The 16532-nt window shown below is 69.6% G+C and carries 13 protein-coding genes; 11 read left to right on the forward strand and 2 right to left on the reverse strand.

Translation table 11 applies throughout. From position 1 onward, the window contains the following. Positions 1-215: 215 nt before the first annotated feature. The 5 genes from bchI (at position 216) to BM214_RS04570 (ending at position 6685) form a co-directional block, all read left to right on the forward strand. A complete protein-coding gene (bchI, locus tag BM214_RS04550; RefSeq protein WP_090484026.1) occupies positions 216-1241 on the forward strand; it encodes a magnesium chelatase ATPase subunit I in 1026 nt (341 codons plus the stop codon). Then, a complete protein-coding gene (locus tag BM214_RS04555) occupies positions 1238-3037 on the forward strand; it encodes a magnesium chelatase subunit D (protein WP_090484027.1) in 1800 nt (599 codons plus the stop codon). Before bchI ends, BM214_RS04555 begins: the two co-directional genes overlap by 4 nt. Positions 3038-3045: 8 nt before the next feature. Continuing rightward, entirely contained in the window at positions 3046-3975 is a 930-nt protein-coding gene (gene bchO / locus BM214_RS04560) for an alpha/beta fold hydrolase BchO (RefSeq protein ID WP_090484028.1), read from the forward strand. An 86-nt stretch (positions 3976-4061) separates the two neighbouring features. Beyond that, the gene (locus BM214_RS04565) at positions 4062-5576 is read left to right on the forward strand and encodes a phytoene desaturase (RefSeq protein WP_090484125.1); all 1515 of its coding nucleotides are present in this window, start codon (positions 4062-4064) and stop codon (positions 5574-5576) included. Then, positions 5573-6685, forward strand: a complete 1113-nt coding sequence (locus BM214_RS04570; RefSeq protein WP_090484029.1) for a phytoene/squalene synthase family protein — start codon at positions 5573-5575, stop codon at positions 6683-6685. Before BM214_RS04565 ends, BM214_RS04570 begins: the two co-directional genes overlap by 4 nt. Before the next feature lie 7 nt (positions 6686-6692). Here BM214_RS04570 and BM214_RS04575 read toward each other — a convergent pair whose 3' ends face one another. Continuing rightward, complete coding sequence (locus tag BM214_RS04575) at positions 6693-7577, reverse strand: carotenoid 1,2-hydratase (protein ID WP_090484030.1); 885 nt, start codon at positions 7575-7577, stop codon at positions 6693-6695. A gap of 26 nt (positions 7578-7603) precedes the next feature. Further along, the gene (crtD, locus tag BM214_RS04580; protein WP_090484031.1) at positions 7604-9109 is read right to left on the reverse strand and encodes a 1-hydroxycarotenoid 3,4-desaturase CrtD; all 1506 of its coding nucleotides are present in this window, start codon (positions 9107-9109) and stop codon (positions 7604-7606) included. Between the two features lie 108 nt (positions 9110-9217). Between crtD and BM214_RS04585 the strand changes: the two genes are divergently transcribed. The 6 genes from BM214_RS04585 to bchZ all read left to right on the forward strand — a co-directional run bounded on the left by BM214_RS04585 (position 9218) and on the right by bchZ (position 16396). Beyond that, positions 9218-10087 (forward strand): polyprenyl synthetase family protein, encoded by an 870-nt coding sequence (locus tag BM214_RS04585; RefSeq protein WP_090484032.1) that lies wholly within the window; start codon positions 9218-9220, stop codon positions 10085-10087. A 10-nt stretch (positions 10088-10097) separates the two neighbouring features. Further along, positions 10098-11255: a methyltransferase gene (locus BM214_RS04590; RefSeq protein ID WP_143096347.1), complete on the forward strand. Its 1158-nt coding sequence runs from the start codon at positions 10098-10100 to the stop codon at positions 11253-11255. A gap of 96 nt (positions 11256-11351) precedes the next feature. Then, positions 11352-12302 carry a chlorophyll synthesis pathway protein BchC gene (gene bchC, locus BM214_RS04595; protein WP_090484033.1) on the forward strand — a complete coding sequence of 317 codons (951 nt, stop codon included), beginning with the start codon at positions 11352-11354 and terminating at the stop codon, positions 12300-12302. Positions 12303-12403: 101 nt separating this feature from the next. Continuing rightward, positions 12404-13327, forward strand: coding sequence for a chlorophyllide a reductase iron protein subunit X (locus BM214_RS04600; RefSeq protein ID WP_238618952.1), 924 nt, complete (start codon positions 12404-12406; stop codon positions 13325-13327). Between the two features lie 115 nt (positions 13328-13442). Continuing rightward, positions 13443-14951 carry a chlorophyllide a reductase subunit Y gene (gene bchY, locus BM214_RS04605; RefSeq protein ID WP_090484034.1) on the forward strand — a complete coding sequence of 503 codons (1509 nt, stop codon included), beginning with the start codon at positions 13443-13445 and terminating at the stop codon, positions 14949-14951. Further along, the gene (bchZ, locus tag BM214_RS04610) at positions 14951-16396 is read left to right on the forward strand and encodes a chlorophyllide a reductase subunit Z (RefSeq protein ID WP_090484035.1); all 1446 of its coding nucleotides are present in this window, start codon (positions 14951-14953) and stop codon (positions 16394-16396) included. Before bchY ends, bchZ begins: the two co-directional genes overlap by 1 nt. Positions 16397-16532 lie beyond the last annotated feature (136 nt).

Below are 16532 nucleotides of genomic sequence, written 5' to 3' on the forward strand. Positions count from 1 at the left end.
ATTCATGGATCATTACGCGCTTTATGCGGCGGTCCCAAGTACCTTGCGGCCTGCTTCCCCGCCGGTGCGGCGTGCACCATGGGCCGTTGAGGACCCGGCCGCTGCGGGATGGCGCACATGCCCGGGGCAGGGCGCTCCGGGGCCGAATTCAAACCACGGCAGGGGCACGGCGTCCTACGCGTGTCCGTCCGCGATTTAAGGCAGACAAGAACGACATGGCTTTTACCTTTCCGTTTTCCGCAATAGTGGCGCAGGACGAGATGAAGCTCGCCCTGTTGATCTCCGCCATCGATCAGAGCATCGGTGGGGTGCTGGTCTTCGGTGACCGGGGCACGGGCAAGTCCACCACGGTGCGTGCCCTGGCGGCCCTGCTGCCGCCCATGGAGGCCGTGGAGAAGTGCCCCTACGGCTGCGCCCCCGATCAGCCCGCCGGCCTGTGCCCGTCCTGCCAGCATCTGGGGGAGGGGGAGACCCCCAAGAGCCACAAGGTGCCGGTGCCGGTGGTGGACATGCCCCTGGGGGTGACGGAGGACCGGGTCGTGGGCGCCCTGGACCTGGAACGGGCCCTGACCCAGGGGGAAAAGGCCTTCGAGCCGGGGCTGCTGGCCCGGGCCCACCGGGGTTTCCTTTATATCGACGAGGTGAACCTGCTGGAGGACCACCTGGTGGACCTGCTGCTGGACGTGGCCGCCTCCGGCGAGAACGTGGTGGAGCGTGAGGGACTGAGCGTGCGTCATCCCGCCAAGTTCGTCCTCATCGGCTCCGGCAACCCGGAAGAGGGGGAGTTGCGGCCGCAGCTGCTGGACCGCTTCGGCCTTTCGGTGGAGATCAGCACCCCGGAGGATCTGAAGACGCGGGTGGAGGTGGTACGCCGCCGGGACGAATTCGAGAAGGATCCGGAGGCCTTCATCGCCCGCTGGCAGGAGCATGATGCGGCGCTGCGGGACAAGATCCTGGCGGGCCGCGACCTGCTGCCGGACGTGGTGGTGCCTGACGCCGCCCTGGAGCGGGCCGCTCAGCTCTGCCTGAGCCTGGGCACCGACGGCCTGCGCGGGGAGCTGACCCTGATCCGTGCCGCCCGCGCCCTGGCCGCCTTTGACGGCGACCGGGAGGTGAGCGACGCCCATCTCAAGCGCGTGGCCCCGCCGGCCCTGCGCCACCGCCTGCGGCGCAATCCCCTGGACGATGCCGGCTCCAATGTCCGCGTGGGCCGTGCCATCGAGGAGCTGTTCGGCGCATGACCGAATCCGCGGCACTGGAACTGACCCCCTGGGAGCTGGCCAGCATCGCCGCCGGTCTGTTCGCCGTGGACCCCGCCGGTTGCGGCGGGGTGGCGTTGAAGGCCCACGCGGGTCCGGTGCGGGACCGTTGGCTGGAACTGTTGCGGGGGCTGCTGCCCGCATCCGCCCCCCTGCGCCGCCTGCCGCTGCACATCGCCGACGGCCGCCTGCTGGGGGGGCTGGACCTGGCCGCCACCCTCAAGGCCGGCCGTCCCATCGCCGAGCGCGGCCTGCTGGCGGAATCGGACGGCGGCGTCGTGGTGGCGGCCATGGCCGAGCGCCTGACGCCGGCCACCGCCGGCCGCATGGCGGCGGTGATGGACACCCACGAGGTGCGCCTGGAGCGGGACGGTCTGGGCATGCGCCTGCCCACCCGCTTCGGTGTGGTGGCCCTGGACGAAGGGGTGGCCGAGGAGGAGCAGGTGCCCCATGTCCTCTCCGACCGCCTGGCCTTTCACCTGGATCTGATCCCCGTGTCCACACGGGAGGTGGCCCCACCCCTGTGGACGGCGGAGGAGGTGTCCGCTGCGCGCCAGCGGCTCGCCGCGGTGGAGACCGGGGACGAGATCCTGGAGGCCCTGTGCGGTGCCGCCGTGTCCCTGGGGATCGCCTCGCTGCGCGTCCCCTTCCTGGCCCTGCGGGTGGCTCGCGCCGCAGCGGCCCTGGATGGCCGCGACACCGTCTCCCAGGAGGATGCCGCCCTGGCCGGCCGGCTGGTGCTGGCCCCCCGGGCCACGATGCTGCCCGCCGCGGAAGAGGACAACGAGGAGCCCCAGGAGCAGGAGCCCCCGCCGCCAGAAGACACCCCGCAGGAGGAACAGCCCGAGCAGGAGGATCAGGACCCCGCCGACATGGACAAACCCCTGGAGGACCGGGTGCTGGAGGCGGCCAAGGCGTCCCTGCCGGCGGGCCTGCTGGCCCAGTTGAAGATGGGAGCGGGGAGCCGTTCCCGTTCCTCCACCCCGGGCAAGGCCGGCGCCCTGCAGCAGGGCAATCGCCGCGGCCGCCCGGTGGGCACCCGCCGCGGCGAACTGCGCGCCGGTGCCCGGCTCAACGTCATCGAGACCCTGCGGGCCGCCGCCCCGTGGCAGCCCCTGCGCCGTGCCCATGCCCTGGCGGAGGATCCCGAGGGCAGCCGTCGCGGACCCCGGGTGCACGTGCGCCGGGATGATTTTCGCATCACCCGTTTCAAGCAGCGTACCGAGACCACCACCATCTTCGCCGTGGACGCCTCCGGCTCCGCCGCCCTGCACCGCCTGGCGGAGGCCAAGGGGGCGGTGGAACTGCTGCTGGCGGATTGCTATGTGCGCCGCGATAGCGTCGGCATGATCGCCTTCCGCGGGCAGGGGGCCGAACTGCTGCTGCCCCCCACCCGCTCCCTGGTGCGGGCCAAGCGCAGCCTGGCGGCATTGCCGGGGGGCGGGGGCACGCCCCTGGCGGCCGCCATCGACGCGGTGCGGGAGCTGGCCGAGTCGGTGCAACGTCGGGGGGATTCCCCGGTGGCGGTGTTCCTCACCGACGGCCGTGCCAACATCGCCCGGGACGGCGCCACCGGCCGCGCCAAGGCCACCGAGGACGCCCTGGCCGCGGCCCGGGAGCTGGCGGGCCGGGGGGTGAAGACCATCCTGGTGGATACCTCCCCCCGTCCCCAGCGCAGCGCCCAGGAACTGGCCCGGGCCCTGGAGGCCCAGTACCTCCCCTTGCCCCACGCCGACGCCGCCAGCCTCTCCAGCGCGGTGCAGACGGCCACCGGCTGACCCGGGCCATGGGCGGCGGCGGGCCGGACTGGGCGCGGGACGGGGCCGACTGGCCCCATCGCCGCTCCAGCCGTTTCGTCCGCGCCGGGGGCGTGTCCTGGCATGTGCAGTGTATGGGCAGTGGCCCGGTGGTGCTGCTCCTCCACGGCACCGGTGCCGCCACCCACAGCTGGCGGGACGTGGCCCCCGCCCTGGCACGGCGTTTTCGCGTCATCGTCCCGGACCTGCCGGGGCACGGATTCTCCCGCCCCCTGGGGCCGGGATCGCGGGTCTTCACCCTGCCGGGCATGGCCGCCGCCCTGAGCGCCCTTCTGCAACGAGTGGATGTCCAACCTTCTTTCGTGGTGGCCCATTCCGCCGGCGCCGCGGTGGCGGCGCGCATGTGTCTGGACGGGGGCATGCGCCCGCAGGCGCTGTATGCCGTCAACGGCGTCCTCATGCCCTTTCCCGGGGCCGTGAACCTGCTTTTCTCCACCACCGCCCGCATGCTCTCCTTCCTGCCCGGGGTGGCCCATATGGTGGCCTGGCGAGCGGCGCAGCCCGGGTTTGTGGAGCACCTGCTGCGGGGCACGGGATCGGTGCCCGATGCCCGCGGCGTGGAGCTCTACGGGCGCCTGGTGCGCAGCCCCGGCCACGTGGCCGGGGCCCTGCGCATGATGTTGAACTGGGATCTGGAGCCCCTGGCCCGGGATCTGCCGCGGCTGCCCACCGAACTGGTGCTGTTGGTGGGGGAGAATGACCGCACGGTGCCGCCCGCGGAGGCGGCGCGGGTGCAGGCACGGCTCCCCGCGGTGCGCATCCTGCGTCTGCCGGGTCTGGGGCATCTGGCCCATGAGGAGCGGCCCGAGACGGTGGTCTCCCTGCTGCAGCGCCGCGTTTCCCATGGCCCGGATGCGGAGCCGGGGCAGGGGGATGACCGGGATCAGGTTTCCTGCTAGCACGGGTATGCCCCCCCTGCTAGACTGTCGCGCAAGTCCGACAATCGACAGGGTTAAACGTGTCCACCGTGCCTGACACCCGCAGCATGTTCCGAGTCCATGATGACCTGCGACCCCATGCGGTCGTGATCGGCAGCGGTTTCGGGGGGCTGGCGGCCGCCATCCGCCTGGGGGCCCGGGGCTACCGCGTCACGGTGCTGGAGAAGCGGGACGGCCCGGGGGGGCGGGCCTATGTCTACGAGCGGGACGGCTTCGTCTTCGATGCGGGGCCCACCATCGTCACCGCCCCCTTCGTCCTGGAGGAGCTCTGGCAGCTGTGTGGGCGGCGCATGGAGGAGGACATCGACCTGCGCCCCATGGATCCCTTCTACCAGATCCGCTTCCACGACGGCCAGGTGTTCAACTACTGGGCGGATATCGAGGCGGTGCGCGAGGAGGTGAGGCGCTTCTCCCCCGGGGATCTGGAGGGCTATGACGCCTTCATGAAGGCCAGCCAGGCCAACTACAAGGTGGGCTTCGAGGGCCTGGCCCATGTGCCCTTCAACTCCCTTGCGGACATGGCCCGGGTGGTGCCGGACCTGGTGCGCCTGGGGGCCTACCGCAGCGTCTACGGTCTGGTATCGAAGCACATCCGGGATCCGCGACTGCGTCAGGTGCTCAGCTTCCACCCCCTGTTGGTGGGGGGCAATCCCTTCCGCACCACCTCGGTCTACTGCCTGATCTCCTTCCTGGAGCGCCGCTTCGGGGTGCACTTCGCCATGGGGGGGACGGGCAGCCTGGTCAAGGGCCTGGTGGGCCTGATCCAGGGGCAGGGCAACACCATCCGCTACCACAGTGAGGTGGAACGCATCCTTGTGGAGGGCGGCCGCGCCCGCGGGGTGCGCCTCAAATCCGGTGAGGAGATCGCGGCCGACGTGGTGGTCTCCAACGCCGATTCCGCCAGTACCTATCACGACCTGGTGCCGGCCGGGGACCGCCGCCACTGGACCGACCGGCGCATCCGCCGCTCCCGCTATTCCATGGGTCTGTTCGTCTGGTACTTCGGTACCCGTCGCCGCTACGAGGACGTGCCCCACCATTCCATCCTCCTGGGCCCCCGCTACAAGGAGCTGATCGAGGACATCTTCGAGCGCAAGGTGCTGGCGGACGACTTCAGCCTGTATCTGCACCGGCCCACGAAGACGGATCCCTCCATGGCCCCCGAGGGCTGCGATACCTTCTACGCCCTCTCGCCGGTACCCCACCTGGAGGCGGATGTGGACTGGGAGACCCAGGCCGAGCCCTACCGGCGGCGGATCGAGGCCTTTTTGTCCGAAACCCTCCTGCCGGACCTGGAGAACCAGGTGGCGGTCTCCCACGTGGTGACGCCGCGCTATTTCCAGGATGAGCTCAATTCCTTCCGCGGGGCCGGGTTCGGCCTGGAGCCGGTGCTCTGGCAGAGCGCCGCCTTCCGCCCCCGCAACCGCAGCGAGGATGTGGACCGGCTCTACCTGGTGGGCGCCGGGACCCATCCCGGGGCGGGGCTTCCCGGGGTCATCTCCTCGGCCAAGGTGCTGGATGAGGTGGTCCCCGATGCCCAGCGCGTGAAGGGGGTTGCATGAACCGATTCAAGGCACCACCGGCGGGGCGCCCCACCCGGGCGGCGGATCTGGCCGCCTGCCGGGAATTGCTGTGCGACGGCTCGCGGTCCTTCTACGCCGCCTCCTTCTTCCTGCCCCGGCAGATCCGGGAACCCGCCACGGCCATGTACGCCTTCTGCCGCCTGGCGGATGATGCCATCGACCTGGATGAGCGGGGCGATGGCCTGGAACGCATGCAGGACCGGCTGGACCGCATCTATGCCGGGGAACCGCGTGACTACCCCGCCGACCGGGCCTTTGCCCGGGTGGTGGAGCGGTTCGCCATCCCCAAGGCCCTGCCCCAGGCCCTGCTGGAGGGCTTCGAGTGGGACACCGGCGGGCGCACCTATCCGGATCTGGCCGCGCTGGAGGCCTACGGGGCCCGGGTGGCGGGCACCGTGGGGGCCATGATGACCCTGGTGATGGGGGTGCGCTCCCCCGATGCCCTGGCCCGGGCCTGTGATATGGGCGTGGCCATGCAGCTCACCAACATCGCCCGGGATGTGGGGGAGGACGCCCGCAACGGGCGTATCTACCTGCCTTTGGAGTGGATGCATGAGGAGGGGGTGGACCCGGAGGCCTTCCTGGCCGAGCCTCGCTTCACGCCGGGTCTGGGGCGGGTGGTGAAACGCCTGCTGGAGGCGGCGGACGGCCTCTATGAGCGCGGCGCCGTGGGCATCCAGACCCTGCCTCCGTCCTGCCGTCCGGGGATCCAGGCCGCCATGGTCCTGTATGCGGAGATCGGCCGGGAGGTGGAACGCAACGGCCTGGACTCCGTGACCCGGCGGGCGGTGGTGCCCCCGGGGCGCAAGATCCGCGCCCTCTCGCGCATCCTGCAACGCTGTTCCGGCGAGGAGCTGCAGGCCATGAACCGTATCCTTGCGGAGGAGCCCCTGGAGGCCAACCGCTTCCTCGTGGATGCCGTGCGCCAGCAATCCGTGGAGGCGGGCGTTGTGCGCCCCACGGCCCTGGCCATGGGGCGCCTGGAACATCGCCTCATGTGGCTGCACAACCTCTTCCTGCGCCTGGAGCAGCGCGATGGCGGCGGTGTGCAGCGGGGGACGCGGCCGCGCAGCCCGGTGGCGGGCTGAACCGCGCCTAGCCCCGCGCCCGCCGCGGCATGCGAAAGGGCAGCATCCACTGCACCACCGGCGAGACGAAGCGGTCCAGGGACAGGCTCTCGTGGAACGCGGTGACGGTCTCCCCGTGGATGCCCATCTCTACCAGTGAGCGGGCATAGAAGGGGGTGTCCTCCAGGGTCTGGCGCACCCGGGCGCTGCCGGCATCCGCGCGGGTGCCCCGCGGGGCCCGCCAGATCGAGGCAGTGGGCAGGGACTGATGGGGGGGGGCTGCCATCGCCTCGGCCTCCCCGTGCGGGTCGAAACGCAGGCTCAGCAGGCGGTGTGCGCCGCTGCGGGTCTGCGCCTCATAGAGCACCACCGTGCCCCCGTCCCCCATGGGGGCCCGGGACCAGTCCCAGTAGCGGAAACCCGCCTCCAGGGGCTCCTCGCCCCGGTTGCTGTCCAGGTAGGCGTGCCCTTCCCAGCGTAACCCGGGATGCCTCATCTCCACCTGGATGCGCCCCGATGGGGCCAGCGGCCGCCACTGGTGGCGGCCGCCCTCATCCAGGTCGAAGCGGTAGCCGGTGAGGAAGTCCGGTGTGAAGGTGATGGTGCCCTCGAGGCGCGAGGGCAGGGGGGCGGTGATCTCGCGCACATGCATCACCAGGCGTTCGCCGTCCCACTGGATGCGGCTGGGGCCGATGGCCAGGTATCCGTCCCCGCGCGCCAGATCCCCCCGTCCCCGTTCCGTCATGGCCCAGCGCTTGCCGCCCTCGCCGTAGAGGGCCAGGTTCACCGCGCAGTGGTGCTCCGGGTCCGCCGCCCCGCGCCGCCGCGCGCGGGCATAGTAGGGGGAGAAGACGCTGCCGACGAAGGCGATGAGGGTGAGCCCCCGGCGGCCGTCGTCGCTGAGGGCGTCCACGTACCACCAGAGATAGCCGCCGTGGGCTACCGCCTCCGGGAACTCAGGTCCGACAGCAGGGCCGACGCGGCAAGCCGCCCCGAGAGGGTCGCCATCGGCACCCCCGCCCCCGGGTGCACGCTGCCCCCCGCCAGGTACAGCCCCGGGATCCGGCTGCGGGTCCCGGGGCGCTGGAACGACGCCCGCCATCCATGGGTCGCCTGGCCGTAGAGCCCGCCGCCCGTTCCCGGAAAGAGGGTCTCGAACTGGGGCGGGGCGCTCACCACCGCCTCCGTTCCCGGGGGTTCCAATTGCAGTCCACAGCGTTCCAGCAGGCGGAAGGTGGTCTCCTCGCATCGTGCGATCTCCTCGGGGCTGGGGGCAGGGCGGTCGCCCAGGGGCGGGGCGTTCACCAGGCAGAGCAGGCGGTCTGAGTGCGGGCCGGTCCCATCGATGTCCCGATCGCCCCGGTCCTGGGCGCAGACATAGACCGTGGGTTCGGTCGGGAGGCGGCCACGCTGGAACACATCCTCGAACTCGGCCTGGTAATCCCGACAGAAGAATACATTATGGCGCAGCAGGGGAAAGCCCTGGACCGGTACGCGCAGGTTCCAGGTGACGGCGGACAGGGAGCGCTGCCGTCCCCGCTCGGCGGGCACGGCGCGCCGCGGTGCAGGCCCCAGGAGCCCCTGCTGCAGGGCCGCCACGTCGGTATTGCTGAGGACGGCGTCGGCCCGGATCTCCTCGCCATCCTCCAGGCGTACCCCCCGGGCGCGGCCGCCCTGGACCAGGATCTCGGCCACCGCGCGGCCGTAATAAAAGCGCGCCCCGCGGCGCGTGGCAAGCGCCGCCAGGGCCTGGGGGATGCGGGCCATGCCGCCTTCTACCATCCAGACCCCTTCCTGCTCCACGTGGGCGATGAGCATGAGGGTGGCCGGGGCCTGGAAGGGGGACGAGCCGCAGTAGGTGGAATAGCGCGCGAACAGCTGGCGCAGGCGGGGGTCGTGGAAATGCTCCCCCAGGGCCCGCCATAGGGTGTCGTAGGGGGAGATGCGCAAAAGGTCCCCCAGCCCGCGCATGCCGGCGCGGCCCACCAGCCCGGCGGGGCTGGGTTGCGGGGCACGGATGAAGGTGTCCTTGAGGGTGTGGTAGGTGCGCCTCGCCCGCTGGCAGAAGGCCTGGAAGCGGGCGGCCTCAGCGGCGCCGGCAAATTCGGCGATGGCCTGGGCGGAGCGCTCCGGGTCGGCATGCAGGTCCAGGCGTTCCTCCGGACCCCATGCGTGGCGTGCCAGGACCCCCATGGGTTGGAGCGTCAGATGCGCCTCCAGGGACTCCCCCACGGCCTCCAGCAACTCGTCGAAGACCCAGCGCATGGTGAATACGGTGGGCCCGGCATCCATGGGCGCCCCGCTGGCCGCCACCTCGCGGATCTTGCCTCCGGGGGCCCGGGCCTTCTCCACCACGGTCACGTCCAGGCCCCGGTGGGCCAGTTCCAGGGCCGCCGAGAGGCCGCCGATCCCGGCTCCGATGATCACGATTCTAGGGGAATTCACGGCGTTCCTTGTCTCCTGGGCGGCCTTTGACTCGGCCGGGGGTTGTGTCTATGCTGGACAGCATCCAATACTGACAAGTAAACCTGACACAGGGGGCTTAGGTAAACCATGGAAGCCACGACGCGAATCGAGCAGGCACTGGAACGGGCGCTGGCACATGGTGAATCCCCCGCCGGCCCCCCCCTGCTGCTGGAGGCGATTCGCTACGCGGTCTTCCCCGGTGGTGCCCGCATCCGCCCGCAACTGGTGCTGGCGGTGGCCCAGGCCTGCGGGGACGATGCCCGTGAGGTGACGGAAGCCGCCGCCGCCGCCATCGAACTGATGCACTGCGCCTCCCTGGTGCATGACGACCTGCCCTGTTTTGATGGGGCGGAACTGCGCCGGGGCAAGCCCTCCGTGCATGCCGCCTATGGGGAGCGTCTGGCGGTGCTTGCCGGAGACGCCCTCATCGTCGTGGCCATGGAGGCCCTGGCCCGGGGGGCGACGCAGGCCCCCGAACGCCTGGCGCCCCTGCTCACCACGGTGGGTCAGGGGGTGAGCGTGCCCTCCGGGATCATCGCCGGCCAGGCCTGGGAATGCGAGCCCCGGGTGGACCTGGCCGAGTACCAGCGGGCCAAGACCGGCGCCCTGTTTGCCGCCGCCACCATGGCGGGGGCCGCGGCCGCCGGCCATGACCCCGCCCCCTGGCGCGCCCTGGGGGAGAAGCTGGGGGAGGCCTTCCAGGTGGCCGATGACCTGCGGGACGCCGTTTCCAACCCCGAGGAACTGGGCAAGCCCGTGGGGCAGGACGAGGCTCTGGACCGCCCCAATGCCGTGCGCCAGCTGGGCGTGAAGGGGGCCACGGAGCGGCTCAAGCGGCTCTTGGAGGAGGCCATGGCCTCCATCCCCGCCTGTCCCGGGGAGGAGGAGCTGCGGGTGTTGCTGCTGAAACAGGCCGCCCGCTTCCTGCCCAAGGAACTGGCCCAGCAGGCCGCCTGAAGCCCGCCCCATGCAACGGCCCGCAAGAGGGAGGGTCCAGGACGTACCCTCCAAGGCCCGCTGGCGGGGCGGGCTGCTCCACCTGCGCAACCGCATCCTGGCCAGCCGGCGTTTCCAGAGTTGGGCGGCCGCCTTTCCCCTGACACGCCCCGTCGCCCGGCGGCGTTCCCGTGCCCTGTTCGATCTGGTGGCGGGGTTTGTCTACTCCCAAGTCCTGTATGTCTGCGTGCGCCTGGACGTCCTGGGTCATGTGCACCGCGAAGGTCCGCAGACCCCGGCACAGCTGGCGGCCTGGATGGAGATGCCCGAGGAGAACGCCCTGGTGCTGGTCAAGGCCGCCTGCGCCCTGGGGCTGCTGCAGCCCTTCGGCCGTGGCCGCTACGGCCTGGGGATGCACGGGGCGGCGATGATGGCCCATCCCGGCATCCCCGCCATGGTGGCGCATCACGCCATGCTCTACGACGATCTGCGCGATCCGGTGGCCCTGTTCCGCGGCGAGGCCGGGGAGACCCGTCTGGGGGCCTATTGGGCCTACGCCGGGGGCCGGTCCCCGGCGGAACTGGCAGGGGATCAGGTCACCCCCTATACCGAGTTGATGTCCGTCTCCCAGCAGTTGGTGGCGGAGGAGATCCTGGACGCCTTTACTCCCCGGGGCTACCGCCGCCTCATGGACCTGGGGGGTGGCAACGCCACCTTCCTCACCGCCGTGGGGGCGCGGGTGCCGGAGATCCAGCTGGTGCTCTATGATCTCCCCGCCGTGGCGGAACAGGGCCGCCGGCGGCTGGAATCCGCGGGCCTGGGCGCACGCGCCCGGATCGTTCGTGGGGATTTCTTCCGTGATCCGCTCCCCCCCGGGGCCGATCTGATCTCCCTGGTGCGCGTGGTCCATGACCATGACGACGCCGACATCCTCGGGCTGCTGCGTGCCGCGCGCCAGGCCCTGGAGCCCGGCGGGGCCTTGCTCCTGGCCGAACCCATGGCCGGGACCCCCGGGGCCGAGCCCATGGGGGATGCCTATTTCGGTGTCTATCTCTTCGCCATGGGCAGCGGCCGGCCCCGCACCCCCGATGAATTGGAGGACCTGTTACGCCGTGCAGGGTTCTCCCAGGTGCGCCTTTTGTCCACGCGAAATCCTTTATTGACGCGGGTCATGTTGGCCGAACCGTGACCCGGGGCGGGTGTGAGTTTGGGTTGACAACCTTTAGGGTCACGCTAGACTTACACGCATATTTCGCAGGGGTAACCCGCCCCGGGTCCGACTACCATGAAAGCGACCGCCGTCGTCATCGAAAAGCCTGAGCACCTGGCCGTCAGCGAACTGGAGCTGACTCCTCCGGGGGATGCCGATGTGGTGGTGGATATCCTCTGGAGCGGCATCAGTACCGGCACGGAACGCCTCCTGTGGACCGGGCGTATGCCCGACTTCCCCGGCATGGGCTATCCCCTGGTGCCTGGGTACGAGTCCGTGGGGTGTATCGCCGCCGCCGGGCCGGATTCTGGCTGCCAGGAGGGAGAGATGGTCTTCGTGCCCGGTGCCGCCTGTTACGGAGAGGTGCGGGGGCTTTTCGGCGGGGCGGCCTCCCGTGTGGTGGTCCCCGGCGCCAAGGTGGTACCGCTGCCCCAGGGGCTGGAAGAGGAGGGCGTCCTCCTGGCCCTGGCCGCCACCGCCTATCACGCCATCTTCCAGGGGCAGCCGCCCCAGGGCCACCTCCTGCCCGAACTCATCGTGGGTCACGGTGTCCTCGGGCGGCTGCTGGCCCGCATCGCCGTGGCCACCGGGGGGAGCCCCGTGGTCTGGGAGGTGAACCCGGAGCGCCAGGAGGGGGCCGAGGGGTACGAGGTGCTGCATCCCGAGCGGGATGAACGCCGGGACTACGGTCGGATCATCGACGTCAGTGGCGATGCCGGCCTGCTGGACACCCTCATCGCCCGTCTCGCCCGTGGCGGTGAAGTGGTGCTGGCCGGGTTCTACAGCCAGCCCCTGAATTTTGCCTTCCCCCCGGCCTTTATGCGAGAGGCGCGCCTGCGCTGCGCAGCGGAATGGCAGCCCGGGGATCTGACGGAGATCAACAACCTGATCGGGTCAGGTCGCGTATCCTTGCACGCACTGATCACGCACCGCCATCCGGTGAGCGAGGCCCGGCAGGCCTATCAGACGGCCTTCGGTGATCCCCGTTGCCTGAAGATGATCCTGGACTGGAGGAGTGGGCGGTGAATCGCACCATCGGCCAGTCTCCGGTGTCCATGCAAGGCCTGCGCGACCGACTCCGCGAAGGGAGTGGCCGCGAGGGCCAACAGCCCAGAGGTGAAACCAGCGTGCAAACCCCTGCTGCCAATCAGACCCAGATCATTGCCATCTACGGTAAGGGCGGCATCGGGAAGAGTTTCACCCTCTCCAACCTCTCCTACATGCTGGCCCGCGAGGGCAAGCGTGTGCTGCTCATCGGCTGCGATCCCAAGAGCGATACCACCTCCCTGCTGTTCGGGGGCCGGGCCTGCCCCACCATCATCGACACCGCTGCCAAGAAGAAGGAGGCAGGCGAGACCCTGGAGATCGGGGATGTCTGCTTCAAGCGCGACGGTGTGTTCGCCATGGAATTGGGCGGCCCCGAAGTGGGCCGTGGCTGCGGGGGGCGCGGCATCATTCATGGCTTCGAGATCCTTGAGAAGCTGGGATTCCATGAGTGGGGCTTTGACTATGTCCTGCTGGATTTCCTGGGGGATGTGGTCTGCGGCGGCTTCGGGCTGCCCATCGCCCGGGACCTGTGCCACAAGGTGATCGTGGTGGGTTCCAACGACCTGCAATCCCTCTACGTGGTGAACAACGTCTGCTCGGCGGTGGAGTACTTCCGCAAGCTGGGCGGCCACGTGGGTGTCGCCGGCATCGTCATCAACAAGGACGACGGCACCGGCGAGGCCCAGGCCTATGCCGAGGCGGCCCGGATCCCGGTGCTGGCCTCCATCCCGGCCAACGACGACATCCGGCGCAAGAGCGCCAACTATCAGATCGTGGCCCATCCCGATGGGGAGTGGGGGCCGCTGTTCCGGGAGCTGGCCACCCAGGTGGCCGAGGCCCCGCCGCAGCAGCCCAATCCGCTCAGCCAGGATGAACTCCTGGGTCTGTTCAAGAGCGAGGCCGTGGGTCGGGATGTGGTGCTGGAGCCGGCGACGCCGGAAGACATGCGTGGTGGCGCGGCGGTGAAGAAGCCATCCCTCGAGGTGATCTATGACGATGTCTGAAGGATATCGCGGGCACCCGGGTGATGTGGAAGGCGTCCTGGACGCCTCCACGGGGGGGATGGTTGCGGAACATTTTTCCGGCGCAACCAGGACCCCAGGCCGCCACCACGACCCCATGACACCAAAGACCGTGGAAAATCCCCAGGGTTCCCCGGCAGGTCAGGCCCCCCGGTGTGAAGGGGAACGCGCCCAGGTGCGCCTCCAGGCGGCCGCGGCCCATGGGCAAGGGGAGGCGGTGTTGCAGCGCCGTGATGGGGATACGCCGAAGGGCCCCCATGATCAGCCCCAGACCATGTGCCCCGCCTTCGGCTCCCTGCGAGTGGGGCTGCGCATGCGCCGCACCGCCACGGTGCTGAGCGGTTCCGCCTGCTGTGTCTATGGCCTGAGTTTCACCTCCCATTTCTACGGGGCCCGGCGCACGGTGAACTACGTGCCCTTCGACTCCGAGACCCTGGTCACTGGCAAGCTGTTCGAGGACATCCGCGACGCCGTGGCGCAGTTGGCGGATCCCGAAATCAATGACGTGGTGGTGGCCATCAATCTCTGCGTGCCCACCGCCTCCGGGGTCCCGTTGCGGCTGCTGCCTAAACAGATCAATGGGGTACGTATCATCGGCATCGATGTCCCCGGTTTCGGGGTGGGCACCCATGCCGAGGCCAAGGACATCCTTGCCGGCGCCATGCTGCGCTATGCCCGAGGCGAGGCCGAGCAGGGGCCGGTACAGGCCCCGCGGGAAGGACGCAAGGCCCGGCCCACGGTGACCTTCCTTGGGGAGATGTTCCCCGCCGATCCGGTCACCCTGGGGGCCCTGCTGGATCCGCTGGGGCTGGATACCGGTCCGGTGGTGCCCACCCGTGAGTGGCGCGAGCTCTATGCCGCCCTGGACTGCGCCGTAGGCGCCGCCATCCACCCCTTCTATACCGATTCCATTCGCGAGCTTAACGAGGCCGGGCGCGAGGTGGTGGGCTCCGCCCCCGTGGGCTATGACGGTACCGCTGCGTGGCTGGAGGCCGTAGGCGAGGCCTGCGGGGTCAAGGCAGAGGCCGTGGGCGCCGCCAAGGACCGTTTCCTGCCCGCCATCCGTCAGGCATTGGCGGACGCCCCGGTGAAGGGGCGGATCACCCTGTCCGGCTACGAGGGTTCCGAACTCCTGGTGGCGCGCCTGCTCATCGAGAGCGGGGCCGAGGTGCCGTATGTGAGTACCGCCTGTCCGCGTACCCCCTGGTCCGACGCGGATCGGGAATGGCTTGAGGCCCGCGGGGTGCGGGTACAGTATCGGGGCACCCTGGAGCAGGACCTGGAAGCCATGGCGGAATTCGGTCCTGATCTGGTGGTCGGCACCACGCCGGTGGTGCATGCCGCCAAGGAACGGGGTATCCCGGCCCTGTACTTCACCAATCTCATCTCCGCTCGTCCCCTCATGGGGCCGGCGGGGGCCGGCTCCCTGGCCCAGGTGATCAATACGGCGATGGGGAACCGGGAGCGCTTCGACCGCATGAAGGCCTTCTTCGGCTCGGTGGGCTTCGGAGCCAGCGCCGGTATCTGGGAGGAAACGCCCAAGGATCATCCGGAATTTCGTGAAAAGATGCGCCGCCGCATGAAACGCCAGGGAGGTGCATCCTGATGCTGATACAGGATCTGGACAGGGCAGGCGGTTACTGGGGTGCGGTATACGTATTCAGCGCCGTCAAGGGCCTGCAGGTGATCATCGATGGTCCCGTGGGATGCGAGAACCTGCCCGTGACCTCGGTGTTGCACTATACCGACGCCCTGCCGCCCCACGAACTGCCCATCGTCGTCACCGGCCTGGGTGAGGAGGAGCTGGGCCAGAGTGGTACGGAGCAGGCCATGAAGCGGGCCCACGAGACCCTGGATCCGGAGCTGCCGGCCGTGGTGGTGACCGGATCCATCGCCGAGATGATCGGTGGCGGGGTGACCCCCGAAGGCACCAATATCCAGCGCTTCCTGCCCCGAACCATCGACGAGGATCAGTGGGAGTCCGCGGACCGGGCGCTGAACTGGCTCTGGACCCAATACGGCAGTCGCACGGTGCCTGAGGTGAAGCCCCGCAAGACGGGGGAGCGCCCCAAGGTGAACCTCATCGGACCCAGCTACGGCATCTTCAACATGCCGTCGGACCTGGCCGAGGTGCGCCGGCTGGTGGAAGGGATCGGCGCCGAGGTGAACATGGTGTTTCCCTTGGGCAGCCACTTGGCCGAAGTGCCGCGCCTGGCGGAGGCGGAAGTCAATATCTGCATGTACCGGGAATTCGGGCGCATGCTGTGCGAGACCCTGGAGCGGCCCTACCTGCAGGCCCCCATCGGCCTGCATAGCACCACCCGTTTCCTGAGAAAACTGGGAGAGCTCCTGGACCTGGATCCGGAACCCTTCATCGAGCAGGAGAAGCACACCACCATCAAGCCCCTTTGGGATCTGTGGCGTTCTGTGACCCAGGATTTCTTCGGTACGGCCAGCTTTGGCATCAGTGCCACCGAAACCTATACCCGGGGAATCCGTCATTTCCTCGAGGACGAGATGGGCATGCCCTGCAATTTTGCCTTTGCCCGCAGCGCAGGGAAAAAACCGGACAACCAGGCGGTACGTCAGGCGGTGCACGCGAAGACCCCGCTGGTGCTCTTTGGCAGTTACAACGAACGCATGTACCTGTCCGAAGCTGGGGGGCGCGCTGCCTACATCCCGGCCTCCTTCCCGGGGGCCATCGTGCGGCGGCATACCGGGACCCCGTTCATGGGCTATGCCGGGGCCACCTATCTGGTGCAGGAGGTGTGCAACGCCCTGTTTGATGCCCTGTTTCACATCCTCCCCCTGGGTACGGATCTGGACCGGGTGGATGCCACGCCCACCCGCTCCCATCACGAACTGCCCTGGGATGAAGAGGCCAAGCGGGTCCTGGACCAGATGGTGGAGCGTTACCCCATGGTGACGCGCATCTCCGCCGCCAAGCGGCTGCGGGATGGGATCGAGGCCGCTGCCCGCAAGGCGGGAGAGGAGCGGGTGACAGTGGAACGCGTGCACCAGGCGCGCAACGGCGAGGGGGCACCGGCATGATGCCCCGCAGAGAGGATCGCTTTGCGTCCCGTGGATGGGGAGGGCCTGTATCGGGCACCGCTCCACGGGACGGGGTCCCCCGGCTTGGGGGATCGGGAATCGGTCGCGGGCTCGCTGCTTTAGCTGCGAGGGTCGT

The organism is Ectothiorhodospira mobilis (genome assembly GCF_900114895.1).
Classification (GTDB): Bacteria; Pseudomonadota; Gammaproteobacteria; order Ectothiorhodospirales; family Ectothiorhodospiraceae; genus Ectothiorhodospira; species Ectothiorhodospira mobilis_A.